The sequence below is a fragment of the Agrobacterium pusense genome, from assembly GCF_900102105.1.
GTDB classification, from domain to species: Bacteria; Pseudomonadota; Alphaproteobacteria; order Rhizobiales; family Rhizobiaceae; genus Agrobacterium; species Agrobacterium pusense.
This window is the reverse complement of sequence record NZ_FNBB01000006.1, coordinates 19,243-41,950: the sequence shown is the minus strand read 5'-3', so window position 1 is coordinate 41,950 and position 22,708 is coordinate 19,243. Positions and strand designations below refer to the sequence as shown.

Here is a 22,708-nt window from a genome sequence, read left to right as displayed (position 1 = left end):
TGCCGCCGAATTGCCACGAAAACACCCAGATTCATTCAGCCACAGTTCACCCGGCGGGGCGCTAAATCGCTCTATCCCATAAGGAGGGAGATGCGATGCGTAAGATGATTTTAACCGCTGGAGTAATTCTCGGCGCCCTTTTGGGCACTGGCGCGAACGCCATGCCCGTCGGTCAACCATCCGCACCTTCGGCATCCCACATTCAGAATGTGGACTATGCCTGCGGCCGCGGCTTTCATCTGACACCCCGCGGCTATTGCCGCCCGAACGGACCGCGCTACGAGCGTGGCTGGGACCGGCGCGATCGCTGGGAGGGTCGCCGCGAATGGCGCGAACGTCAGGCACGGCGCGAATGGCGCGAGTGGCGTGACCGGCGGGAGTATCGTGACTGGCGAGACCGTCGCGATTATTACCGCTACTGAGCAGACTAGGCCCTCCATCCGGAGGGCCTTTTTGCTTTTCCTTCTTTGCGAAATGGCCCCGGGGTTTCTGACCGGGGATATCCGCCCGGACAATTCGGGGAAATCCAGGCAACTTCCGGCGTCCTTCAGGGTTTGCCTTAATCGTCACTGACAAGGAGGACCATCATGGAGATTACCAGACGCACGATTCTCGCCGCCGGCGCGGCAACCGCTGCCGCAGCCATCTTTCCCCGGCCGCACGTGGCGCGGGCGGCGCTTCCCCTCAGCCAGCCGGCACTTCCGTTCGCCGAGGCGGATCTTGCGCCGGTGATTTCGGCAAAGACGGTGGGGCTGCATTATGGCAAGCATCACAAGGCCTATTACGACAAGCTCAATACGCTGGCCGCCGGCACCCGTTATGCCGATATGGAGCTCGATCGCATCGTCGTCGAAGCCGCCCGGTCGAAGGAGGCTGCGGACGTCAAGATCTTCAACAATGCGGCCCAGGCCTGGAACCATGTTGCCTATTGGGATCAGTTCGTTCCGGGCGGCCCCAACCGGCCGCAGGGCGATCTCGCCGCCTCAATCGACAAGGCCTTTGGCGGTTATGACGGCTTCGTCAAGCGCGCCGTCGATGTCTCGGACACCGTGTTCGGCACCGGCTGGGTGTGGCTGACGCGTGACGACAGCGGGCTTGCGCTGATCGGCTATGAGGACGGCAACAACCCTGTCGCCGTCGGCCGGCCGGCTTATCTCGGCATCGATATCTGGGAACATGCCTATTACGTCGATTATGAAAACCGCAAGGCCGAACACATCCGCGCCGTGCTCGACAAGCTGGTCAACTGGCGGGTCGTGGAGGAGCGCATGAAAGCCTAGCCGCGTTTCGCCGCCGGGCCATGTTTCCCGGCGGCTTGCCCTCAGGTGCATTTGAGCTACTATGCCGCCATGGCGGGGAGGCCATGTTACAGGAGGGTTCATGAATTACCGGTTTTCGAAACGGCGCATGGTGTTGAAACTTGCCGCGGCGGCAGTTTCCTTCGGAATGTTGGGAATGACGGCGAGCGCGCAGGGCTTTCCGGATCGGACGATAACGCTGGTGGTTCCCTTTGCGGCCGGCGGCTCCACCGATGTGGTCGCCCGCGTCATCGCTCAGAAGATGGGCGACGAACTCGGCCAGCAGATCGTTGTTGAAAATGTCGCCGGCGCAGGCGGCAATCTCGGCGCCGACCGCGTTGCCCGCGCGGAACCGGATGGCTATACGATCCTGATGGGCACGGTGGCGACCCACGCTCTTAACCCGCTCATCCTCAAGACCAAGCCCTATGATCCCGAAAAGGACTTTGCTCCGGTTTCATTGCTGGTGGTGGTGCCGAACGTGCTGGTCGTTAACCCGAAGCTCAACGTCAACAGCGTCGAGGAACTGATCGCGCTGCTGAAAGCCGAGCCGGACAAACACGCCTATGCGTCTTCCGGCAACGGCACTCCGCTTCATCTTTCCGGCGAGCTGTTCAAGAGCATGGCTGGCGTCAGCATGCAGCACGTGCCCTACAAGGGTTCCGGCCCGGCGCTCAACGATCTTCTCGGCAACCAGATTTCCATCATGTTCGACAATCTGCCGTCTTCGTCGGGCCACATGAAATCCGGCACCTTGCGCGCACTTGGCGTGACCACCAGCGAGCGCGCTTCATCCTTCCCGGATTTGCCGACGATCGCCGAAACCGTACCGGGTTATGAGACCTATACTTGGAACGCGCTCTTTGCACCGGCCGGAACGCCGGCCGAGGTGGTCGACAAGCTGAATGCCGCCGCCAAGAAAGCGCTTGCCGATCCGGCCGTCGCCGCCCGCATGGCGGATTTCAGCGCCAAAATCGTCGCCTCCACGCCAGAGGAGCTGAAAACCCATGTCTCGGCTGAAATCGCCAAGTGGGAACCCGTCGTCAAGGCGGCAAATGTCCAGATGGATTGATCGGGCTCGATAGACCGATCTTCCGATCTCCGCTGCGTCCCCAGAGGGGCGCGGCGGGGCTTCTGGCATCATAAGGCCGTGGCCGGGCCGCATCGGCCACGGATATAGTCGCCAACCGCCAATGTGGCGTTTTCGCATCACTTGCCACAAGGTTGCAAAAACCGGCTTGGCAAGTCTGCCAGGTTCAGCTAGAAATTTCTTTACCGCGTCAGATCGAACCAAGGGAGGCGTTGCATGACACCAGCATTCATCGAAACCCTCCCGCAGGGAATGACCAGACACTAGGTCATATCCATTCGCGGCCCGCCTTTTGCGCGCCCGACATGCGGTTTTGTTTTCCTTCACAGTCCGATTGATCTGACGGGATCATTTTGTCTCCCGCCCGGGCTGTGCCTTCCAACTTCCATTTCAAGGACCGGTCGCCGAGTAGAATGGCGCCGTGCTGGTAAAAATGTCTCGCAAGAAGCTCGATTTCCGCGCCGATGCCTATCGCCATGTGCTCGGCTTTGTCTTTCACCACTGGAGCCACCGGCCGGCGCTGGTGGGTTTCATCATCGTTCTGGTCATCGCCAGCACATTGGCCGAAGTCATGGTGCCGGTCTTTTCCGGGCGGATCGTCGATGCCATCGCCGGCGGCGATGCGGCGGATCAGGCGCTGCGCGCCTTCATCATCGTGGTCGCGCTGGGGCTGACCAGCGTCGCGCTGCGCTGGTTCATCTTCAACGGCATCATCCGGCTGACGTTGAAAACCATGGCGGATGTTACCAATAACGGTTTCCACAGGGTGCAGCGTTTCTCCACGGACTGGCACGCGAACAGCTTTGCCGGCTCCACGGTGCGCAAGATCACGCGCGGCATGTGGGCGCTCGATTCGCTCAATGACCTCCTGCTCATCGCGCTTCTGCCATCGCTCGTCATGCTCGTGGGCGCCACCATCGTGCTCGGCAGTTACTGGCCCGTCATGGGCCTCATCGTCGGTCTCGGCTCGCTGATTTATGTCGGTGTGACGGTGGGGCTTTCCATGGGATATGTTTCTCCGGCCGCACGGCTTGCCAATGCCTGGGATACGAGGCTTGGCGGCGCGCTGGCGGATGCCATCAGCTGCAATTCGGTCGTGAAGGCCTTTGGCGCGGAAACGCGTGAAGAAACGCGGCTCGGCCAGGTGCTGGTGAAGTGGGATAACCGCACGCGCAGGACATGGAAACGCGGCACGATAAATGGCACGATCCAGAGCTTCATGATGGTTTCCATGCAGGCCGGCATTCTCGGCACCGGCCTCATCATGTGGCGACAGGGATTGGCGACGCCGGGCGACATAACCTTCGTGCTGGCCATGTTCTTCGTGCTGCAGGGATATCTGCGGGACGTGGGGCAGGATATCCGCAACCTGCAGCGCGCCGTCAACGATATGGAAGAGCTGGTGCTGCTTTCCAAGATGCCGCTTGGCGTCGAGGACCGGCCGGATGCGAAACCGATTCATATTGGAAAAGGCGAGATCGTTTTCGATCACGTCACCTTCCAGTATGGCGCGCACGCCACGCCGCTTTATGATGACTTCTCAGTCACCATAAAACCCGGTGAGCGTGTGGGACTGGTCGGCCACTCCGGCTCTGGCAAGACGACCTTCGTCAAGCTCATCCAGCGCCTCTACGATATCAGGTCCGGTGCAATCCGCATCGATGGGCAGAACATTGCTGATGTCACCCAGGCGAGCCTGCGAGGGCAGATTGCCATCGTGCAGCAGGAGCCGATCCTGTTTCACCGCACACTGGCGGAAAACATCGCCTATGGCCGGCCGGACGCGTCGCGGCGCGAAATCGAGCAGGCGGCGAAACAGGCCAGCGCCCATGACTTCATCATGTCCCTGCCCAAGGGCTATGAGACCATGGTGGGCGAACGTGGCGTCAAGCTGTCGGGCGGGGAGCGCCAGCGGGTCGCGATCGCCCGCGCCTTCCTGGCGGATGCGCCGGTGCTGATCCTTGATGAGGCAACCTCAAGCCTCGACAGCGAAAGCGAGGTGCAGATCCAGCGGGCTATGGAACGCCTGATGGAAGGGCGCACCACGCTGGTCATCGCCCACCGGCTTTCGACCGTCAGGGCGCTGGACCGTCTGCTCGTATTCGACAAGGGCAGGATCGTTGAAGAGGGCGACCATCAGGCGCTGATCCGGCTCAATGACGGCATTTATCGCCGGTTGTTCGAGCGGCAGGCCCTGGAACTTACCAAGGGCTTGGTCGCATGACAAAAGCAACGCCGGAGCAAGTGATGCTCCGGCGTTGCCGTGCCGCATCGTCGATCCGTGCACGACTTTTCCGCTGCGGACGCGTATCTCCGAGCAAAAACTGACGGAGCCTGGAAACCACCAGCCTCTCCGGGCGTTTGGGTGTTTGAGTTAAGCCTGAAGGGAGAACAGCCATGGCCGACGACGCCACCGTTACCATTCGCGCCATTTTCGAAACACGCGAGGCAGCCGATATCGCCGTCGAGCATCTGGTCCAGCAGCACGGGATCTCCCGTCCGGATATCTTCATCCAGTCCAAATCAGAGCAGAATACGACCGGCACCCAATCTTCACGTGGTGACCTGCCTCGCAGCGATGCGCCGCATGAGGGCGAGATCGAGGTGTCCGCCGATATTGCATCCAGCCGGATTGCAGCTGTCCAGCGCAGCTTCGGTGACGCCGGTGCGATCCGCGTTTCACACCGGTGATGTCAAAACCGGGAGGCCAATTCCGTACCTGCCGCCCGCGCCGCTCACCGCAACGAGGAGCCCGCAATGAGCAACTTCGAACTCTATTACTGGCCGGTCCCGTTCCGAGGCCAGTTCATTCGCGGACTTTTAGCGCATGGCGGGTGTACCTGGGACGAGCACGATGCCGGTGCAATCGAGGAGATCATGGGCCGTGATGCCGGCAAGCAGCCCATAGCGTTCATGGGACCGCCGGTGCTGATCGATCGAGAGCGCAATTTCGCTCTCTCGCAGATGCCCGCAATCGCCCTCTATCTCGGCGAGCGGTTGCAGCTTCTGCCGCCGGGCGCCGAGGGACGCGCGCTCACTGCCAAGATCGTAAACGACGCCAACGATGTGATCGATGAACTGACGCTCGACGGTGGGCGCGAGATGTGGACCCCTGAAAAATGGGAGGCGTTCGTTCCCCGGTTGCAGGAGTGGATCCGCATTTTCGAGGATACGGGAGCGAGACACGGTCTGACCGGCGATTCGGGGTTCATGCTGGGAACGGAGACACCCGGCGTCGCAGATGTCGTCACGGCCATTCTCTGGACGACAGTTGCAGACCGCTTTCCAGTCATCAGGCGCATAATCGAGGATACTTCACCCGTCATCTGGGCCTATTCCAGCCGAATGAAAGAGACGGCCCCGCTGGCCGCCCTGAGCCGCCGCGCCTTTGACGACTATGGCGACGCTTATTGCGGTGGGCAGATTGAAAAATCGCTACGGAAAGTAGCTGGCTGAGGACCGGGGCATCATCGTCCCCCGGTCAGAAGGCGACCCGGCCGCAGCTAGGGTTGCTCCAGCCTTTTTAGCGATTCCTGCGCAGTCGCGTGTCCCTGATCGGCGGCCTTGCGGAACCATGTGATGGCCTCGGCCCGATCCTGCGCAACGCCATGTCCCATTGCATACATGTTCCCTAGATTGCCCTGGGCGACGGCAAGCCCCTGATCGGCGGCTTTTATATACCAGCTGACTGCTTCACCATAGTCGCGGGTAACGCCGAGACCCTGATCGTAGAGCAGGCCGACAGCGTACTGAGCGGTTGCGAAACCCTGATCGGCGGCACGGCGATACCAGATCAACGCCTCTGCATAATCCTGAGCGACACCCTGGCCGCTTTCGTAGCTGTACCCCAGATTGTACTGGGCGACAGCCAGCCCTTGTTCTGCTGCGTTGCGGCCCCAGGACACGGCGAGTTCCAGGTCCTGCGGAACATCCTGGCCGACCGCATAGAGATCGCTAAGGCTGCTTTGCGCTTCCGCCCAGCCCTGATCCGCCGCTTTGCGGATGTATGCGGCGGCGAGTGCCGTATCACGGTCGACGCCCAGACCCGCCTGGTAAAGAACGGCAACCTTATATTGCGCGGCCGCGCTTCCCCCATCGGCGAGCGGTTTCCACGAGCGCAGGGCGGCGCCATAATTGCCGCTGTCATAGGCCGCCTGGCCTTCTTCAAGTGCCGTTGGCGCGGTAAGGCCTGACGTGAGGGCCGCAGCATTGGCGCCACGTTCCGGCAACGGATCAATGGAGGCTGCAGATACGGTGTGACTGTTCCAGTCGGGCAGGTCTGGCAGATTTCGTGGCAGGTCCTCACGCCATACATGGGTTTGGGTCATGATTTTAATGCCGCCGCTTTCCGCCAAAACGGTTTCCGTCGCTTCGAGGGTCGATCCATCGCGCAGTGACATGACGACAGTCATCTGCACGTTTTTGCTTGCGTTTCTGGCGGCCGCCAGTTGCTCGTCGCCAAGTTGTTTGGCCTTTTCACCGAAGCTTGAGATCACTCCTTCCACCGCAGAAGCCTGTGATTGCTGGAGCGCAACGCGATCGTAGGTTTTTTGGAGGCTGAAAGTGGCGGTTTGCCTGGAGAAATCCGCGGTCTCGAGCGTCCATTCGATGGCGACGGGAATGGGCGTTCCCCGTGCATATTCCACCACCGACGCCGTACCTGACTGGCCGATCTCGTATGTGGAACTATCCTGCTCCTGTCCTGTGGAAAGAAGCTCTGCCTCCGGTGCGAGATTATGAATAACCAGGACTGGATTGCTTTTGATACCCTCGACAATATCGCGCAAACCCGCTGGCTGGTTCGCAACGCCGCCATCCGCTCCGACGACCGAGGTGTTGTGCAGGTTGCCGAGGATCACATCCAATCCGACGAGTTTGCCAGGAAAGCCGTTAAGTCCCGCTTCATATTCCACCTGCCGGACGCCATAGGCCGACAGAGTGTTCCGATAGAGAGCGTTCATTGCGTAAGTGTCTGCAGCGCCTTCGGCGTCCTGAGGCAAATCTGCGCTGAGGGACCAGCGCACGCGCATACCCTCCGCATCCCGCGACAGGACCGTCATGCGCTGCCGAAAATTTCCGCGCATGATCGCTGCCGGCCTGTCGAACCACAACGACATGTCGGTGGAGGTGGTTCTATGGGAACGGTAGAGATATTCCACCCCCGTTTCCGGGGCGTAGGCGGGAACGACCACGCTGTCGGCGGCAAGAGCTTGAACCCCGCTCAACAGGCATGGCGAAAGGAGCAAAACGAGGGTCTTCCGAAGGCCTTTCATTTTAGAATCCCTTTTGTACCTGCGATGGCAAGCGGATGGTATCCGTCTCGGATTTCGGGTTTGCGGCAAACTCTACCGGCGTCAGACCAGAGCCAAAATACGGGCTGGTCCGCCTGTTCCGCCTCGGTGGGCAGGCGCGCCGACGATGATGGTCGCCCCCTTGGCCGGCAGTGCTTCCAGATTGTTCAGTCCCTCGATCCCGTAGCGCCCAGCAGGTAGCCAGGAATTATGGACAGCGAAGTCTGCAGAATTGCCCGGATCCAGCGAGAGTGTGTCGACGCCGATGGCGACTGTATCCAGCGTGAGCAGGAGGTCGGTGGCCGACTTGCCGAAGCCGGGGAAGGCAAATTTTCCGGCATCGTCATTACGGAAGGCCGGGCTTTTCACTTTCGTTGCCCAGCCGGAGCGCAAAGCCACGATTGCGCCTGCCGGAATGTCGCCATTTTCCGATATCCAGCGTTCGATGTCGCCTGCCTCGACCGTGGAATTGGCGTCCTCCCTCGCGCGATCCGTAATGTCGATGATGACCAGAGGGGCGACGAGCTTTTGCGGCTCGAGTTGATCGACGCTGGCGCCGTCTGCGCTAAAGTGGAAAGGCGCATCGATATGCGTTCCGGTGTGTTCGAAGATGGTCAGCTTATGGAGTTGATAGCCGCTTTTGGCGATATCTGCTGCCCACTCCATCTCAATGCCGGGTTTTCCATCGAACGTCGGAAACGTGGAATCGTAGGTATGGGTGAGATCGACGACCTGTCTGGGCGATTGCGCCAGAACCGGGGCCGCGAGGCTTCCCGCCGCCATCGCCGTTACACCCGCCACTGCACCCTTGAACAGCAGACGCCGTGACAGCATGTTCTGTTTGACGTTCTCGATCACGCAGCTATTGCACATGCCTTATTCCCTCCAATGAGAAATTCCCCGGTTGCAAGCGTAACGCAAACACGCAGGGGCGCAAGGCGGGAGCGTGGCCGATTTTTCACCCGTATTCAAATCGCGGTTTCGCCAAGTCGGCGTCCATAGGCGGCGATTGCCTTGCCCACTGGCAGGCGGGTGTTCTGATACCGCGCAAGGGCGGCAGGAAGGTCGTCCGTTTGCCGCAGGGCGTCGCGTAGCGCCATTGCATCGCCTGCCGCCTTTGAGACACCCATTGCCGTGTGAGGACGAACGACAAAGGCGGCATCTCCGACCAGGGCGATACGCTGGGAGACCATGTGTTCCGCCTCGTAATCAAAAATCCCCTGGATCGATGGCGTCTCCTCTACGTCCACGGCAAGCGCCATTTGCGGCGGCAGAAGGGAAAAAGCCTCTTCGCGCAGTTGCGTCCTCCGGCTGCCGGAGAGCTCGCCGCGGGGGAGGGAATGCTCAAAATGCCTGCCGTCCCGGCCCGTGAAGGTTCGGGCGAGATCTTCGGCAGGCGTTGGACGATACCAGACCCAGTTATAGCGACGCTGTCCCTGCCGGGTCTCGCCGCGCGATCCCGGCACGAGATAACCAAGAACATGAATTCCGGACGTGATGTAGAAGGCGAAACGGTCCAGCAGCAGGGCGGCGTCGGCAGGCAGTCTTGTTTCGGGGATCAGCCCGCGCCAGGCGACGTAGCCCGCATAGGCGTTTTCCGAATGCTGGTTGACGGCGCTGCGGATGGCCGAACCCACACCATCCGCGCCGATAACGAGGTCAGCACGTTCCTCCATGCCATCGGCAAAGGAGAGCGTCACTCCCTGCGGGTCTTCGCGAACAGCGTTGACGTGATGGCCGAGACGATAGGTATCGGAGAGGAGGCGTGAGGATACTCTCTCAAAGAGGTAGTCCCATGAGACCTGCATCTGCGGCGTTTGCTGGCGCTGGGCAATGTGCCCGCCGGCATCGAGGTAGATGCGCTCCTTCGCAACCACACCGATCTGGGCAACGTCTTCGCAGCCGATTTCCCTCAGAACGTCGAACAGGTCCTGTTGAGGCACCAGTCCCGCACCGCGCCCGGCAAGCCCGGATGACGAGCGTTCGTAGACCTTTACATCGTGTCCGTCCTGCTGAAGCAGTATCGCGGTGAAAAGACCGGCAAGCGAACCGCCAGCGATGCGGATTTTCAGTGGTTTCATGGCCGTACCTGCCTTTCGATATCGACCTGGCAATTGTTCGTTCTGTCTCGACGGGAGAAGGCCGGCGGATCGGATACGCCGGCCCTACTGAAGGAGAGGATGTTCAGCCTGGCATGATTGCCGGCTGGTTTGCGGGAAACCTGGCGACATCCTCGATGCTGACATTCAGGTGCTGGGCAACGAGCGCCGGCGGGGTATGCGTGAGCCAGGAAGAGAGGCTGACTTCCTGATACTCTGCCGTCTTGAAGACCGCGACGAACTGCAGGTCGGTCTTGCCGGTATTCTCGATGATGTGGCCTTGGCTCCGTTTCACGTAGCCAATGTCGCCGGCGCGGAAATCGGCGGTCTGGCTGCGCGGACCGGCGTCGAACACGGTCATCCGGCCTTCACCCTTGATCCAGTATTGCCATTCGTCCGCGTTGGGGTGCCAGTGCATTTCGCGCACCCCGCCGGGCTTGATCGTTTCGATGGCGGCGGCGATGGTTTTGGACACGGTAAAGGCGCTGCTGTCGGCAAGGCGAATGACGCCAGCAGCGTTTTCCTTCAGCGGTTTGGAGGCCGTGAGCTTGTAAGTAAAGGGGTGAGGGGGAAGTCCTGCACCGGCAACGGCTTCCTGATCCCTGGAGAGAGGTCCAGGCTCCTTGCCCTGAAAAATCCAGAGGTTCTGCAGTGGAATATTGCGGAACACATCCTGCTCGACGCCGAAATTCTTCGCCAGCAGTTCAGGTGAGGTATGTGCCAGCCAGTCCGTCAGTAGCAGGGTGCCGTATTCGGACTGGTCGCCTTCGTCGAACACAATGACGAATTCGCACCCGTCGGGACCAAGTCCCTGCAGCGAATGGGGATAACCGGCCGGAAAATACCAGAGATCGCCGGCCTCGACGTCCTGGACATAAGCACGGCCTTCGGTATCGAGTACGGTGATACGGCAGCGTCCATTGGTCATGATCGCCCATTCTGCGGCGCGGTGCCAGTGCATCTCGCGAATGCCGCCCGGTCCCAGTCGCATGTTGACCCCGGACACGGCATCCGAAATCGCGAAATCGGATTTGGTCACCTGACGTGCCCAGCCTCCGTTCTGGATACGCTTGGCGGCATTGTTGAACGAACCCCAGAAGAGCTGCATGTCGCCGACATCCGTCGCGGGCGGGCTCTGGAAGGAGGGGAACTGGTCGTTGATAACAGGGTTCTTCGGGCCGGGATCGCTGAGCCCCGCGGCATCGGCGTTGATTGCTCCCTCCGCAGGCTGATCGGGATTGCCGAAAGATGCAGCACCGGCGGTGCTGGCGGCAAGCGCGGTGCCGCCGACGGCGCCGATTGCGAGGACTGCGCGTCTGGTCAAAGCTTCCATTTCAGAACTCCTTGTTCATGGCGAGTTGCGACGAGGTACCGGTATCGTCGGGTTGTGATGCGAGCTGGAGCGCGGCAATGCGATCAATCAGCTCGGCATTGAAGAGACGGTGCTGCAGTTGACAGAAGGCTTTTGGCTCGAGCGCCTCGTACCGGTCCGTTTTTCGGGCGGCGCGGATGGCGATGCAGGACGTTTCGTCATCTGCCGGAGCTGACACGCCTGTTGCCGCATCCTCCCCTGGAGCAACAGGACCCGAAAGTCCGGCCAGCCTGTCGATCGCCTGCGGCGTGAGGATGCGGAAGGCGCTGGCCGATGCAACGTTTTCAGAGGCGGCAAGCGCCGGCTCGGTATTCCTGATCAGGAGAGCGTTGCCGGCGAGCACTGCGGTCGCGCCCAATGCCAGCACCGTTGCGAGCTTGAGATGTCGAGGTTTGCGCTCGTCTGTCTTCTGACTGATGGAGGTCATGCCCTGCTCCTCAAAATGGATGATCGTGTCGTCAGGACCGTCCGGGAGGGAGGCGTTTGACTGGGACAAGGCTACGGCGGGTCAGCGCTGCGGGCACCTATACAGAGGTCTAGTTGGTATGGCGGAAGGTCGTGGCGGTATGGCAAACGCCGGGAGGAATTCCGTCAACGGCAATGCGTGCCCTGGCGGCACGGGGCCGGGGCATAAAAAACAGGGTTCGAAGGAAGAGGCCTCGCGTGATGAAAGGCTGTCTTCGCCAGGCGTCAACCGAAGGTCAGGGCTGCGGTCCGAGAACCGATTCCAGGCATCCCATCAGTTTGCCGATATTGACCGGCTTGCGCAGAAAGGCGAGGGCGCCGCCGCTCAGGGCGGCGTTGCGGGTGCGGTCATCCTCGTAGGAGGTCACGAAAATCATCGGCGCATGCTCGCCGCGCCGGTTCAATTCACTCTGCAATTCGATGCCTGAGAGGCCGGGCATCTTCACATCCACAACGATGCAGTCAATGTCCGCCTGCTGCTGCGCGTCCAGAAACTGTTCGGCAGAAGCAAACAGGCGGCATTGGTAACCGAAGGACATGATGAGATCGTCCATGGCTTCACGGATGGCAGGGTCGTCGTCAACGACGGCAATGACGGGAACGGGGGGCAATGAAAGCGACCTTTTCTGTTTTTCTTTTTTCCTCTATGCGCCCATGCCGCCCTCAAAGATACCATACTAAGATACAGGTGGGCGCATCTTCTCGCCGATCAGTTCCGCCTTGCGAACGAGATCGGCGACCGACCTCGCTTCCATCTTGCGCATCACATTGCCGCGATGCAGTTTCACCGTGACCTCGCTGATGCCTAGCTCATAGGCGATCTGCTTGTTCATCAGACCGCGGACGACAGCGCTCATGACCTCGCGTTCCCTCGGCGTTAGTTGTTCGGCAAGGGAGGTGACGGCCTCGTTCTGGGCGCTTTCGCGGCGTCGGGAAGCATCCCGTTCCATCGCGGCCGCGACGGCGTCCAGAATGTCCTGTTCCTTGAAGGGCTTTGTCAGGAAATCCACGGCGCCTGCTTTCATCGCCCGCACGCTCATCGGGATATCGCCGAAGCCGGTCATGAAGATGATCGGCATCCTGTTGCCGACGCGTTCCAGCTGCATCTGGAAGTCGAGGCCGCTGATGCCCGGAAGCCGCACATCGAGCAGCAGGCAACCCGGCCGGTTCAGATTGGCTTTTTCGAGGAAGGCGGTGGCGCTGTCGAAAGCTTCGGCATCAAACTTCATGGAGCGAAACAGATCGGTCAGCGCCTCGCGCATCGACACGTCGTCGTCGACGATGAAAACGACGGGTTGGGGTGGCTCTTTGGCCTGCTTGCGTGGGTCAGGCATGGTCCACCTCCTGGCTGATCGGCATGGAAATGGTAAAGATCGCCCCGCCGAGGGGGTGATTGTCACCGGTCAGCCTGCCGCCGCGCCCTTCCAGAGTGGTGCGGCAGATCGATAGCCCCATGCCCATCCCCGTCTCCTTTGTCGTGTAGAATGGTGAAAACAGCTTTTCCTTCATCTGCGCGGGGAAACCCGGTCCGTTGTCGTGAACGGTAATATGGATATTGTGGCCGTCTTCACGTTCTTTCCGCACCGTGATGGTGCGATTGGTGCTGCCTGCCTCTTCCATCGCCTGAATGGCATTTGTCAGAAGGTTGATGAGGACCTGCTGCAATTCGATCCTGACGGCCGTTATTGGCGGAGTGGCCTGTTTATCCACGTGGACGGCGGTGCCGCTGCGCTCGAGCTCGTGTTCGAGAAGGCTGAGCGTTTCGTCAATGAACTCATCAAGATCGAAGGTTTCCGTCTTGCCGCTGGTATGGGCGAGCTGACTGCGTGTGTTCTGGATGATGTCGCTGGCGCGCTGGCCGTCACGGATCATGCGTTCGGCCGAACGGCGGGCCGCGGCGAGATCCGGCGGATCGCGATCGAGCCACCGCAGCAATGTCTGTGCATTGACGATGATGGCCCCAAGCGGCTGGTTCAATTCGTGGGAGAGTGATGCCGACATGGCGCCCACCGCCGCGGCCTTTGAAGCCTTCGTCAGCTCCGCCTGTGCTTCGGCCAGCGCCTTCAGCGCCATTTCGCGCTGAGTGATATCCACCATGCTCACCACCACGCGATTGAAGGCGGCGGCCTCGGCCGGAAAGCTGATGGAAAGAAGCACCAGCTTGTCTTCACCGCTTTCCGTGCGCACCACCACCTTGTCTTCAAAAACACGCCGGTTGTCGATGATCGCCTGCAGGACATCGACGAATTTTCCGGAAGACGAAACGATCGACCGCTGAAGGGTTCCGCGCAGAGAGGAGTCGTAACCGAGCATTTCCTTTCCGGCCTCATTCGACGCAACGACCGTGATGAGGTCGATGCATTGCTGCGTAAAACCCGGATTGGCGCGTGCGTGGGCGCGCATATCGGTGACGCCCTGTTGCTTGAGGCCCATCAACAGGGCGTGAAGCTTCGAATAGTCCCGCTCCCAGAGCGCTACGCGCGTGCGGTCGAAAATGGAGCGATAGCGCTCCTCGCTTTCTTTGAGCGCCGCGTTGACGGACAGCATCGCCAGCCGCGCGGTTTCGGTTTTCAGCAGCAGCATGGTGGTAACGGCCAGCGCTGCAAGGGCGACCACCAATCGAAGGGCAGACTGGAAGTCGGCGTCCTCCGCATGGGTCGCCGCATAGGACAGCAGCGATAGAATGGCGCAGGTGCAGGAGGTCGCGATGAGTCCTGACCAGCTCACGGCCTGCGCGGCCAGAAGAACCGTGATCACATAAAGAACGGCGATCGCGCCTTCTATGTCGGTATAGGTGTCGACGTAAAATACACCTGCTGCCAGCACCAGCGCGCCAACTCCAAAAAACAGATGGTGGGCTCCATCCTCCGGCTCTCTCGCGCGAAACATCATTGACGCAATCGACATTGTTCCCCCGATGCGATTTTTGCCGACAATACGGTTTTTTCAGCACAACCTGACCTATACATAGGTCTTGGTTGCCACCGCCCTCTTAACATCAGGATAGCGGGAAATGGGTGCGGGGCCATATGCAAAAATATGCATCCAGGACCTGTCGTCCACAGGCACCCATGGCCTCTGCAATGCGCACCGGCCCTTGGCTCGTCAGACAGCTGCTGCACTCACCGTAATCGGTACGCCTTTATAGGAGGGCGTTCCCGAAAGGCGATCATAACGGTCTAGCGCCACCACCGCATTCATCTCGGGATAATAACCCGCTGCCGAGCCTTTCGGGATATCGTACTCAACAGCCGTGAAACCCTGAACGAGGTGGCGCCCCTCACTGTCTTTGGCGATACCGTGAATATCGATGCGGTCGCCATCCTTCAGGCCCCGTTCGGCGAGGTCCTGCCGATTCATGAAGATGACGTCCCTGCGACCGAAGACGCCGCGATAACGGTCATCCATGCCGTAGATCGTTGTATTGTACTGGTCGTGGCTGCGGATGGTCGTCAGCACGAGGGCGTCCGGATTGGAGATCAGCGGATCTTCCTCGATCCCGGTGGCGACAAGGAAATTGGCCTTGCCGCTCTCCGTGTTCCAGCGGCGGAAGGAGGCTGCGACATCAAGGCGGAAGCCGCCCTTCACGCGGACCCGGCTATTGAAATCCCTGAAGTCAGGGAAGACCTCTTCGATCTTGTCGCGGATGCGATCGTAATCGGCAATCAGCCAGTCCCAGTCAATGCCGTGACGGTTTCCGATGGTTGCCTTGGCGATGCCGGCGATGATTGCGGGCTCCGACCGCACAAGTTCGCCTGGCGGTTTGAGGAAACCGCGTGAGGCATGCACCATCGACATGGAATCCTCGACGGTCACCGCCTGCGGGCCGGAGGCTTGTGTATCCAGATCGGTTCGCCCGAAACAGGGCAAAATCAGCGATGTCCGTGCCGTCAGAAGATGCGAGCGATTGAGCTTCGTTGCAATGTGGACAGCGAGATCGAGTTTGCGCATACCTTCGAAGGTCGCGGCGGTATCCGACATAGCGACGGCGAGGTTTCCGCCAAGGCAGATGAGCGCCCGGGATTTTCCGGCGATGATTGCCTCGACGGCTTCTATGGCATTGTGGCCTTTTTCGGCGGAGGGGCGAAAACCGAAGGCGCGTTCCATGCCATCCAGCAGCGCCTTGTTCGGGATTTCGGTGATGCCGACAGTGCGATCGCCCTGAACATTGGAATGACCGCGAATGGGCGCTATCCCCGCACCCTGGCGGCCCATATTGCCGCGCAGAAGCAATAGATTGGCAATCTGCTGGACATTGCTCGTACCCTTGGCGTGCTGTGTTATACCCATGCCGTAACAGATAATGACATTGGAGGCGTTCACGTAAACCCGGGCAGCGCTCTCTAGCGCCTCCCTCGTCAGCCCGCTGACCGAGCAGATCGTATCCCATGAGGTGGCGTCGATATCGCTGCGCAGCACGTCGAGGCCTGAGGTATGTTGCTCGATGAAGGCCCGGTCCAGTGCGCCGGCTCCGCCTGCATCGAGGCTTTCCGCATCCATTTGAAACACTGCCTTCATGATGCCCTTCAGGGCGGCGAGATCGCCGCCGGTGCGCAGCTGATAATAGGCGGAGGCGATCGGAGTGGAAGAGAGCGTCGCCATTTCGATCGGGTCCTGCGGCGCGGCGAAACGCTCCAGAGCCCGTTCCTTCAACGGATTAAAAACGACGATCGGCACACCGCGTTTTGCGGCATTGTGCAGCGTCGTCATCATGCGGGGATGATTGGTGCCCGGATTATGGCCGAAGCTGAAGATCGCATCCGCATGATCGAAGTCCTCCAGCGTCACTGTGCCTTTGCCGACGCCGATGGATTTCGGAAGGCCGACGCTGGTTGCCTCATGGCACATGTTGGAACAATCGGGAAAATTATTCGTCCCGAAGGCGCGCACGAAAAGCTGATAGAGAAAAGCAGCCTCGTTGGACGCCCGGCCTGACGTGTAAAACTCCGCCATGTCTGGGTCACCAAGCTTGTTGAGCTCCTGCGCGATCAGGCGGAATGCATCGTCCCAGGCGATCGGCTCATAGCGATCACTCTCGGCTTTGTAATGCAGCGGAAGGGTCAGCCTTCCGGCATCCTCGAGCTTGTGGTCGGTCCACTGCCACAATTCGGAGACCGTGTGCTGTGCGAAAAATTCAGGTCCGGATCGTTTGGCGGTCGATTCCCATGTGATCGCCTTGGCGCCGTTTTCGCAAAATTCGAACGATGAGGTGTGTTTGGGATCGGGCCAGGCGCAGCCGGGACAGTCGAAGCCTTCGGGTTGATTTGCCTTGAGCAGCGTCATGGTGCCCTGGGCGACGATCTGCTGGTGGGCGAGGGTTTTCGCGACGGCTTTCAACGCATCCCAGCCGCCGGCGGGATGATCATATTTTTCGATACCTTCCGGGCGTTGTTCTGTCATGTAGGAAGTCCTTCGATTTTGCAGCCTGGCGATTGTCGTGGGCAACGACGGTAGCCCACGTACGCAAGCTTAAACATCATACTCATGCATAGGTTGCCTGCTCACCAGAGGGCGAAACGAAAAGGCCGCCTCCTGCGGCGGGGGCGGCCTTTTGCGGATCGGGAGGGAGATCCGCGGCTCCGGGGAGGGGACGCCGGAGCTTCTGGCTTCTGTGAGCCAATCGCCGAGGGGCGGGGCGACGGGCAAACGTTATCCCGGGCCGGCGCTAGCCGAAACTACACTTAGGTATCGGGTAGACTGTACCAGCAGCCGATTTCTCCTCACCCGTTCTTCTCCCTATTCTCGAGGCCGATCAGACAGCCGCAACAGGGACGCTCAACAACGGGCGGTCAATTGCCAAAGGAGAACGATCATGGACACGACAACAGCTTCCAGAAACCGCAAGCTTCCACTTGCAACCCCGACCGATCTCGGAGCGGAGGCAAGCCGCGACATTGCCGCGGCGTTGACCGCCCTGCTGGCGGATGTCTTTACGCTCTACGTCAAGACCAAGAACTTCCACTGGCATGTTTCCGGTCCGCATTTCCGCGACTATCACACGCTGCTGGACGAACAGGGCGCCCAGATCTTTGCCATGACCGACGACATCGCCGAAAGGGCGCGCAAGATCGGCGGTACCACCATCCGCTCCATCGGACATATCGCTCGCCTCCAGCGCCTCCTCGATAATGACGCCGACTTCGTCACGCCTGAGGATATGCTTGCCGAACTGCGCGAGGATAACAAACAGCTGACCGCCATCCTTCGGCAAACGCACAGCCTTACCTCCGACCTCAACGACCACGCGACCACCAGTCTGATCGAGAACTGGATCGACGAGACCGAGCGGCGCACATGGTTTCTGTTTGAAACCACGCGCCGTGCGCGCTGAACGCAAGACAAGGAAATGGCCGGCAATCTCATCGAGCTCGCGCTTTCCAGACGGCACCTGCTGCTGGCGGGCGCGGCACTTTCCACGGCGATGGCCATGCCATCGACAGCTTTTTCAAACTCCACCCCATCTCCCACCGAAGGAGAATTTCCAATGACTGAATCATTCGTAAAGACCAAGGACGGCGTCAATATCTATTTCAAGGACTGGGGCCCGAAGGATGCCCAACCGATCGTCTTCCATCATGGCTGGCCATTGTCATCCGACGACTGGGACGCGCAGATGCTGTTCTTCGTAGAGAATGGTTATCGCGTCGTGGCGCATGACCGCCGCGGCCACGGCCGGTCGGAGCAGGTGAGCGATGGGCACGACATGGATCATTACGCCGCCGATGCCTTTGCCGTCGTAGAACATCTCGATCTCAGAAATGCGGTTCATATCGGGCACTCAACAGGCGGTGGTGAAGTCGCGCGTTATGTCGCAAAATTCGGCGAGCCGCACGGCCGTGTCGCTAAGGCCGTGCTTGTCTCCGCCGTTCCGCCGCTGATGCTGAAGACGCCGTCCAATCCCGGCGGCCTGCCGATCGAAGTCTTCGACAGTTTCCGCAAGGGCGTCGCCGATAATCGCGCCCAATTCTTCCTAGATGTCCCGACCGGCCCCTTCTACGGTTTCAATCGTCCGGACGCGAAGGTCCATCCCGGTGTTATCCAGAACTGGTGGCGTCAGGGCATGATGGGTAGCGCCAAGGCCCATTACGATGGCGTGAAGGCTTTCTCGGAAACCGATCAGACGGAAGACCTGAAGGCAATCTCGGTGCCCACGCTCGTCCTTCACGGCGATGACGATCAGGTCGTGCCGATTGCGGCCTCCGCCGAATTGTCGGTCAAGCTTCTGAAGAACGGGACGCTGAAGGTGTATAAGGGTTACCCGCATGGTATGCTCACCACCCATGCAGACGTTATCAATCCCGATCTGCTGGCTTTTGTGAAAGGCTGATCGCGTAAGGCGCCGCTACCAGCGAAAGCGGGCGGCGGCCGGTTTCCACGGAGAAGGAGATTTCGATGCCGTTCAGACCAGCTGATGAAACTCCTATCCTTCGTGACGGGATCGCGAGCCTGCCGGAGATGGAGGATATCCAGCTTGAGCTTCCGCTCTCGTGCAGAACAGGGCGGGATATTGAGGGCGACGCCGGGCTTAAGCAGTCGAGGTCAAGTCCCAGCACCAAAGTGCCAGCCGCGTGCTTCGATCGCCACCGTTGACAGTCGCTTATTGTATCGCAAACCGGCGAAACTACATCCGGGTACCATTCCCGGCTTTTGACGAAAAACTCCAGACACAAGACTTGCCCATCGATTGGCACAAGGTCGCTATCAAGTATGGAGAACCGTGATGTCCAATGAAGTCGTATCGCTCCTGGCGATCCGCAAGGTTTTAAATGAGTTTTGCGAAGATAATCGTCTTCCGATCGGCTGCGCCATGGCCGTCGATGCCGCAAGATACCTGATTGGAATTGCCTCAACCGATGAGGTCGAACGTTTAACCCTGCGACTGTCGCTGGATCAGTGGATGAAGGAACGGATTGCTGCTGCCGCCTGAAATGGCTCGGCTTGGTATAAAGCCGCCCCAAATCGGGGGCGGCTTCTTTGCGTTATAGAAAGACCAGACGCAATAGGTGGTGAAGCGCGGGCTGATCCCGCGCTTGTCTGACGGAATTCAGCGCAGTTTTCGGAAAGCTTCCCGCAGCTCACGGGAGAAAATATCGGGCTGCTCCCAGGCTGCAAAATGCCCGCCGTGATCCACCTGATGATAATAGGCGAGTGACGGATAGGCCTGCCTGCTCCAGCTCTCGGGCGCCTGGTAGATCTCCTTGGGAAACACCGTGATACCGACGGGGATCTTAATGTCGCGGGTCTTCTGAGCGTCCGCGCTGAAGTTGTTGTTGTTGTTTTCCCAATAGAAGCGTGCGCCAGAGGCGCCGCTGTTGGTCAACCAGTATAAGGTGATATCGTTGAGCATCTCGTCCCTTGAAAGAACACTTTCGGGTTCACCATTGCTGTCGCTCCACTGCGCGAACTTCTCATAGATGAACGATGCAAGACCAATGGGAGAGTCCGAGAGAGAATATCCGATCGTCTGCGGTCGCGTAACCATCATCGCGCCGTAAGCAGCGTTTCTGCCGAAAAACGTCTGCAGAGCGTTGTAGGCATCTCGTTCGGGAGGCGAGAGATCTGCCGGCGCAGCGTCACCGCTGCTGATACCCCTCATCAGCGTTCCGGGAACTGTGGCCGGCATATTGAGGTGGATGCCAAGCAGACCCTTCGGAGCTTGGCGTGCGAGAGCATCGGAAATGACCGAGCCATGGTCGCCACCTTGGGAGACATAACGTGTGTAGCCCAAACGCTTCACAAGAACGTCCCAAGCGCGTGCAACACGATCCGGTCCCCAGCCGAGATCTGTTGGATGACCTGAAAAACCATAACCGGGTATCGACGGAATGATCACATCGAATGCGTCTTCGGCTTTGCCCCCATAAGCGGTCGGATCCGTCAGCGGGCCGATAACCTTCGTGAACTCGAAGATTGAACCCGGCCAGCCATGGGTAAGGATGACAGGCAGGGCATTGGGGTGGCGTGAGCGCACATGAATAAAGTGGATGTCGACACCGTCGATACTGGTGATAAACTGAGGCAATGCGTTGAGCTCGTTTTCGGCGTTTCGCCAGTCATAGCCGCTGCCCCAGTATCGAACGAGGTCCTGAACCCGCGAGAGCTGGATGCCCTGGGAGATATCCCCCACGGTCTCCCTGTCCGGCCAGCGTGCATTTTTGATTCTCGCCTTGAGGTCGTCAATCTGTGATTGGTCAATATGCACTTGGAACGGGTGAATGCTATCGTCTTCCCGGGCTGTCTGTGATTGGGATGGTTTGGCAGTTTCCGCTGCCAGGGCCGGGAAAAAGGCCATCAGTACGGCTATGGCAGACCCAAGCACCATCGCTGTGCCGCGCCCGGTTTCCGCCGGATGAAGTATGTAGGTCATATTTCTCTCCATATGATGAGTTTTTGCAATTATTCGCACCCGAGACTGGTAGATGTTGCTCGTGTCCCGGCTGCTAGGTTCGACCTGGTGTTGCGTCACCGAACGTCGGCTTTCAGACGGCTGACGCTGCGGCGTGCAGCAGACCGGAGCGCGCCGGTATCGGCTTGGAAAAAATTGGTGTCACGGAGTGAGAATGGCGCGCGGTTCGAGCATACCATCGAGGCCGAAGGCACCGATTTCCCTGCCAATGCCAGACTGTTTGAAACCGCCAAAGGGCGCGCGGGGATCATGAGGAGCGCCGTTGATGACGACACGGCCTGCCACCAACCTTTCGGCAATTTTTTCGGCGCGCCTGAGGTCGGATCCGAGCACATATGCCTGAAGTCCATAATCGCTGTCATTAGCGATCTCGATGGCCTCGTCTTCGTTGTCATAGGCAATAAGGCAGAGGACCGGGCCGAAGATCTCCTCGCGGGCGATGCGCATGTCGTTCCTGACCCCGGCAAAGATTGTTGGACGGGCGAACCAGCCCTTTTCCATTCCAGCCGGCCGCCCGGTGCCGCCCGTCAGCAGGGTCGCCCCTTCGTCGATGCCGAGTCGGATATAGGCCTGAATCCTCTCCCACTGCGCAGCGTTCGCGAGAGGTCCTATCCGAACCTCCGGATCGCGGGGGTTGCCGACCTTGAATTTCCCAGTCTCCATCCGGAGCTTCTCCGAAATCTCTGTAAGGCGGGACCGAGGGGCGATGATGCGGGTGCCCGCGACGCAGGCCTGACCGCTGTTTGCAAAACCTGACATCAGGGCAACAGGGATCGCCGTTTCGAGGTTGGCGTCCGGAAGGATGATTGTGGGCGCCTTTCCTCCGAGCTCAAGAACCAACCTTTTCATGCCGTCGATCGCGGAGCGCTGAATTATTTTTGCGGCCTGAGTGGAGCCGGTGAAACTGATGGTCGCAACGTCGGGATTCTGCGTCAGCGCCGCACCGACCACGGGCCCCGTGCCGTTAATGACATTGAAGACCCCCGCCGGAAGGCCGGCCCGGTGCAGCCTCCTCAGGAATAAATCCGTCTGAAATGCGCTCTGTTCTGCCGGTTTGATGACGAGGGACGAACCGGAGCCGATCGCGTGGGCAAGCTTGGTGGCGATAAATCCGAAATTGCTATTCCAAGGTGTGATGGCGGCAAGAACGCCGCGGGGCAGCATCCTGACCGTGCTTTTGCCCACAACACGGTCAAAGTCGTAGTTCCTAACTGTCTCGGCCATCACATCAAAAACTGAAGCGGCGTTCTGAACAGAGAACGCCGTAAAATAAGCGGGTGCGCCGTATTCTTCGGTCATGGCTTGCGCAAGCTCATCCGGCCTCTCGGCGACCACATCGCGCAAGCTGCGCAGCATATCGATACGCTGCATCTTGGTTGAGGCCGCCATGGCCGGAAAAGCGCGTTTTGCAGCTGCCACCGCCGCCCTTGCATCATGGGTGTTGCCGAGACGGACCTCGCCGATTTTTTCTTCGGTTGCCGGATTGAAAAGGTCCAGCCGCTCATCGCCGACCGGGATGACAAATTCACCGTCGACGTAGATCTGTTCTATTGTTCGCATTGATCTGGCCTCATTGAAGGTCGGAAGTTCGGTTCGACTGGTCGCAGCGTAACGCGGCGAACTGCCCCCAAAGGAACTTCCGTGAGTGGATTGGAGGGGCACGCGGAGGTGAAAGCGTGAAGCGGCT

Annotated in this window: 20 protein-coding genes; 9 read left to right on the top strand and 11 right to left on the bottom strand. The window is 59.7% G+C overall.

The genetic code is table 11. The features are described 5' to 3' along the window. Window positions 1-95: 95 nt before the first annotated feature. The 6 genes from BLU28_RS15095 to BLU28_RS15070 all read left to right on the top strand — a co-directional run bounded on the left by BLU28_RS15095 (window position 96) and on the right by BLU28_RS15070 (window position 5,844). The gene (locus BLU28_RS15095) at window positions 96-422 is read left to right on the top strand and encodes a GCG_CRPN prefix-to-repeats domain-containing protein (protein WP_022563936.1); all 327 of its coding nucleotides are present in this window, start codon (window positions 96-98) and stop codon (window positions 420-422) included. 165 nt (window positions 423-587) lie between these two features. Continuing rightward, window positions 588-1,280, top strand: coding sequence for a superoxide dismutase (locus tag BLU28_RS15090; protein WP_022563937.1), 693 nt, complete (start codon window positions 588-590; stop codon window positions 1,278-1,280). 100 nt (window positions 1,281-1,380) lie between these two features. Then, window positions 1,381-2,370, top strand: coding sequence for a Bug family tripartite tricarboxylate transporter substrate binding protein (locus tag BLU28_RS15085; protein WP_004444466.1), 990 nt, complete (start codon window positions 1,381-1,383; stop codon window positions 2,368-2,370). Window positions 2,371-2,821: 451 nt separating this feature from the next. Further along, window positions 2,822-4,612 carry an ABC transporter ATP-binding protein gene (locus tag BLU28_RS15080; protein ID WP_022563938.1) on the top strand — a complete coding sequence of 597 codons (1,791 nt, stop codon included), beginning with the start codon at window positions 2,822-2,824 and terminating at the stop codon, window positions 4,610-4,612. Between the two features lie 173 nt (window positions 4,613-4,785). Beyond that, complete coding sequence (locus tag BLU28_RS15075; protein ID WP_022563939.1) at window positions 4,786-5,079, top strand: hypothetical protein; 294 nt, start codon at window positions 4,786-4,788, stop codon at window positions 5,077-5,079. A gap of 66 nt (window positions 5,080-5,145) precedes the next feature. Beyond that, the gene (locus BLU28_RS15070; protein WP_022563940.1) at window positions 5,146-5,844 is read left to right on the top strand and encodes a glutathione S-transferase; all 699 of its coding nucleotides are present in this window, start codon (window positions 5,146-5,148) and stop codon (window positions 5,842-5,844) included. A 47-nt stretch (window positions 5,845-5,891) separates the two neighbouring features. Here the strand turns inward: BLU28_RS15070 and BLU28_RS15065 are convergent, their stop codons facing one another. The 9 genes from BLU28_RS15065 to BLU28_RS15025 all read right to left on the bottom strand — a co-directional run bounded on the left by BLU28_RS15065 (window position 5,892) and on the right by BLU28_RS15025 (window position 17,015). Beyond that, on the bottom strand, window positions 5,892-7,661 hold the full coding sequence (locus tag BLU28_RS15065) for a tetratricopeptide repeat protein (RefSeq protein ID WP_234794416.1): 1,770 nt from the start codon (window positions 7,659-7,661) through the stop codon (window positions 5,892-5,894). A gap of 81 nt (window positions 7,662-7,742) precedes the next feature. Further along, window positions 7,743-8,552 carry a cyclase family protein gene (locus BLU28_RS15060; protein ID WP_022563942.1) on the bottom strand — a complete coding sequence of 270 codons (810 nt, stop codon included), beginning with the start codon at window positions 8,550-8,552 and terminating at the stop codon, window positions 7,743-7,745. Between the two features lie 95 nt (window positions 8,553-8,647). After that, entirely contained in the window at window positions 8,648-9,760 is a 1,113-nt protein-coding gene (locus tag BLU28_RS15055) for an FAD binding domain-containing protein (RefSeq protein WP_022563943.1), read from the bottom strand. 103 nt (window positions 9,761-9,863) lie between these two features. Next, window positions 9,864-11,111 carry an oxalate decarboxylase family bicupin gene (locus BLU28_RS15050; protein WP_022563944.1) on the bottom strand — a complete coding sequence of 416 codons (1,248 nt, stop codon included), beginning with the start codon at window positions 11,109-11,111 and terminating at the stop codon, window positions 9,864-9,866. Between the two features lies 1 nt (window position 11,112). Beyond that, on the bottom strand, window positions 11,113-11,577 hold the full coding sequence (locus BLU28_RS15045; protein ID WP_022563945.1) for a hypothetical protein: 465 nt from the start codon (window positions 11,575-11,577) through the stop codon (window positions 11,113-11,115). Between the two features lie 274 nt (window positions 11,578-11,851). Continuing rightward, window positions 11,852-12,226 carry a response regulator transcription factor gene (locus tag BLU28_RS15040; RefSeq protein WP_004444449.1) on the bottom strand — a complete coding sequence of 125 codons (375 nt, stop codon included), beginning with the start codon at window positions 12,224-12,226 and terminating at the stop codon, window positions 11,852-11,854. 66 nt (window positions 12,227-12,292) lie between these two features. After that, window positions 12,293-12,949 carry a response regulator transcription factor gene (locus BLU28_RS15035; RefSeq protein WP_006700524.1) on the bottom strand — a complete coding sequence of 219 codons (657 nt, stop codon included), beginning with the start codon at window positions 12,947-12,949 and terminating at the stop codon, window positions 12,293-12,295. Continuing rightward, entirely contained in the window at window positions 12,942-14,522 is a 1,581-nt protein-coding gene (locus BLU28_RS15030; RefSeq protein WP_022563946.1) for a PAS domain-containing sensor histidine kinase, read from the bottom strand. The genes BLU28_RS15035 and BLU28_RS15030 overlap by 8 nt, the downstream gene beginning before the upstream one ends. A 198-nt stretch (window positions 14,523-14,720) precedes the next feature. Next, a complete protein-coding gene (locus BLU28_RS15025; RefSeq protein WP_022563947.1) occupies window positions 14,721-17,015 on the bottom strand; it encodes an FdhF/YdeP family oxidoreductase in 2,295 nt (764 codons plus the stop codon). Window positions 17,016-17,427: 412 nt separating this feature from the next. Here BLU28_RS15025 and BLU28_RS15020 point away from each other — a divergent pair, with 412 nt between their 5' ends. The 3 genes from BLU28_RS15020 (at window position 17,428) to BLU28_RS15005 (ending at window position 19,542) form a co-directional block, all read left to right on the top strand. Then, entirely contained in the window at window positions 17,428-17,946 is a 519-nt protein-coding gene (locus BLU28_RS15020) for a Dps family protein (protein WP_006700527.1), read from the top strand. A 15-nt stretch (window positions 17,947-17,961) separates the two neighbouring features. Then, entirely contained in the window at window positions 17,962-18,942 is a 981-nt protein-coding gene (locus BLU28_RS15015) for an alpha/beta fold hydrolase (RefSeq protein ID WP_022563948.1), read from the top strand. A gap of 393 nt (window positions 18,943-19,335) precedes the next feature. Beyond that, window positions 19,336-19,542 carry a hypothetical protein gene (locus BLU28_RS15005; protein ID WP_022563949.1) on the top strand — a complete coding sequence of 69 codons (207 nt, stop codon included), beginning with the start codon at window positions 19,336-19,338 and terminating at the stop codon, window positions 19,540-19,542. Window positions 19,543-19,659: 117 nt separating this feature from the next. Here the strand turns inward: BLU28_RS15005 and BLU28_RS15000 are convergent, their stop codons facing one another. Then, window positions 19,660-20,982, bottom strand: a complete 1,323-nt coding sequence (locus BLU28_RS15000; protein ID WP_022563950.1) for an epoxide hydrolase family protein — start codon at window positions 20,980-20,982, stop codon at window positions 19,660-19,662. 180 nt (window positions 20,983-21,162) lie between these two features. Continuing rightward, a complete protein-coding gene (locus tag BLU28_RS14995) occupies window positions 21,163-22,581 on the bottom strand; it encodes an aldehyde dehydrogenase family protein (protein ID WP_077987589.1) in 1,419 nt (472 codons plus the stop codon). Between the last annotated feature and the right edge of the window lie 127 nt (window positions 22,582-22,708).

What these genes read in the sequence shown, in the direction of transcription:
- BLU28_RS15095 (WP_022563936.1), top strand. Translation starts at nt 96, where the DNA reads ATGCGTAAGATGATTTTAACCGCTGGAGTAATTCTCGGCGCCCTTTTG.
- BLU28_RS15090 (WP_022563937.1), top strand. Translation starts at nt 588, where the DNA reads ATGGAGATTACCAGACGCACGATTCTCGCCGCCGGCGCGGCAACCGCT.
- BLU28_RS15085 (WP_004444466.1), top strand. Translation starts at nt 1,381, where the DNA reads ATGAATTACCGGTTTTCGAAACGGCGCATGGTGTTGAAACTTGCCGCG.
- BLU28_RS15080 (WP_022563938.1), top strand. Translation starts at nt 2,822, where the DNA reads ATGTCTCGCAAGAAGCTCGATTTCCGCGCCGATGCCTATCGCCATGTG.
- BLU28_RS15075 (WP_022563939.1), top strand. Translation starts at nt 4,786, where the DNA reads ATGGCCGACGACGCCACCGTTACCATTCGCGCCATTTTCGAAACACGC.
- BLU28_RS15070 (WP_022563940.1), top strand. Translation starts at nt 5,146, where the DNA reads ATGAGCAACTTCGAACTCTATTACTGGCCGGTCCCGTTCCGAGGCCAG.
- BLU28_RS15065 (WP_234794416.1), bottom strand. Translation starts at nt 7,661, where the DNA reads ATGAAAGGCCTTCGGAAGACCCTCGTTTTGCTCCTTTCGCCATGCCTG.
- BLU28_RS15060 (WP_022563942.1), bottom strand. Translation starts at nt 8,552, where the DNA reads ATGTGCAATAGCTGCGTGATCGAGAACGTCAAACAGAACATGCTGTCA.
- BLU28_RS15055 (WP_022563943.1), bottom strand. Translation starts at nt 9,760, where the DNA reads ATGAAACCACTGAAAATCCGCATCGCTGGCGGTTCGCTTGCCGGTCTT.
- BLU28_RS15050 (WP_022563944.1), bottom strand. Translation starts at nt 11,111, where the DNA reads ATGGAAGCTTTGACCAGACGCGCAGTCCTCGCAATCGGCGCCGTCGGC.
- BLU28_RS15045 (WP_022563945.1), bottom strand. Translation starts at nt 11,577, where the DNA reads ATGACCTCCATCAGTCAGAAGACAGACGAGCGCAAACCTCGACATCTC.
- BLU28_RS15035 (WP_006700524.1), bottom strand. Translation starts at nt 12,949, where the DNA reads ATGCCTGACCCACGCAAGCAGGCCAAAGAGCCACCCCAACCCGTCGTT.
- BLU28_RS15030 (WP_022563946.1), bottom strand. Translation starts at nt 14,522, where the DNA reads ATGTCGATTGCGTCAATGATGTTTCGCGCGAGAGAGCCGGAGGATGGA.
- BLU28_RS15025 (WP_022563947.1), bottom strand. Translation starts at nt 17,015, where the DNA reads ATGACAGAACAACGCCCGGAAGGTATCGAAAAATATGATCATCCCGCC.
- BLU28_RS15020 (WP_006700527.1), top strand. Translation starts at nt 17,428, where the DNA reads ATGGACACGACAACAGCTTCCAGAAACCGCAAGCTTCCACTTGCAACC.
- BLU28_RS15015 (WP_022563948.1), top strand. Translation starts at nt 17,962, where the DNA reads ATGGCCGGCAATCTCATCGAGCTCGCGCTTTCCAGACGGCACCTGCTG.
- BLU28_RS15005 (WP_022563949.1), top strand. Translation starts at nt 19,336, where the DNA reads ATGTCCAATGAAGTCGTATCGCTCCTGGCGATCCGCAAGGTTTTAAAT.
- BLU28_RS15000 (WP_022563950.1), bottom strand. Translation starts at nt 20,982, where the DNA reads ATGACCTACATACTTCATCCGGCGGAAACCGGGCGCGGCACAGCGATG.
- BLU28_RS14995 (WP_077987589.1), bottom strand. Translation starts at nt 22,581, where the DNA reads ATGCGAACAATAGAACAGATCTACGTCGACGGTGAATTTGTCATCCCG.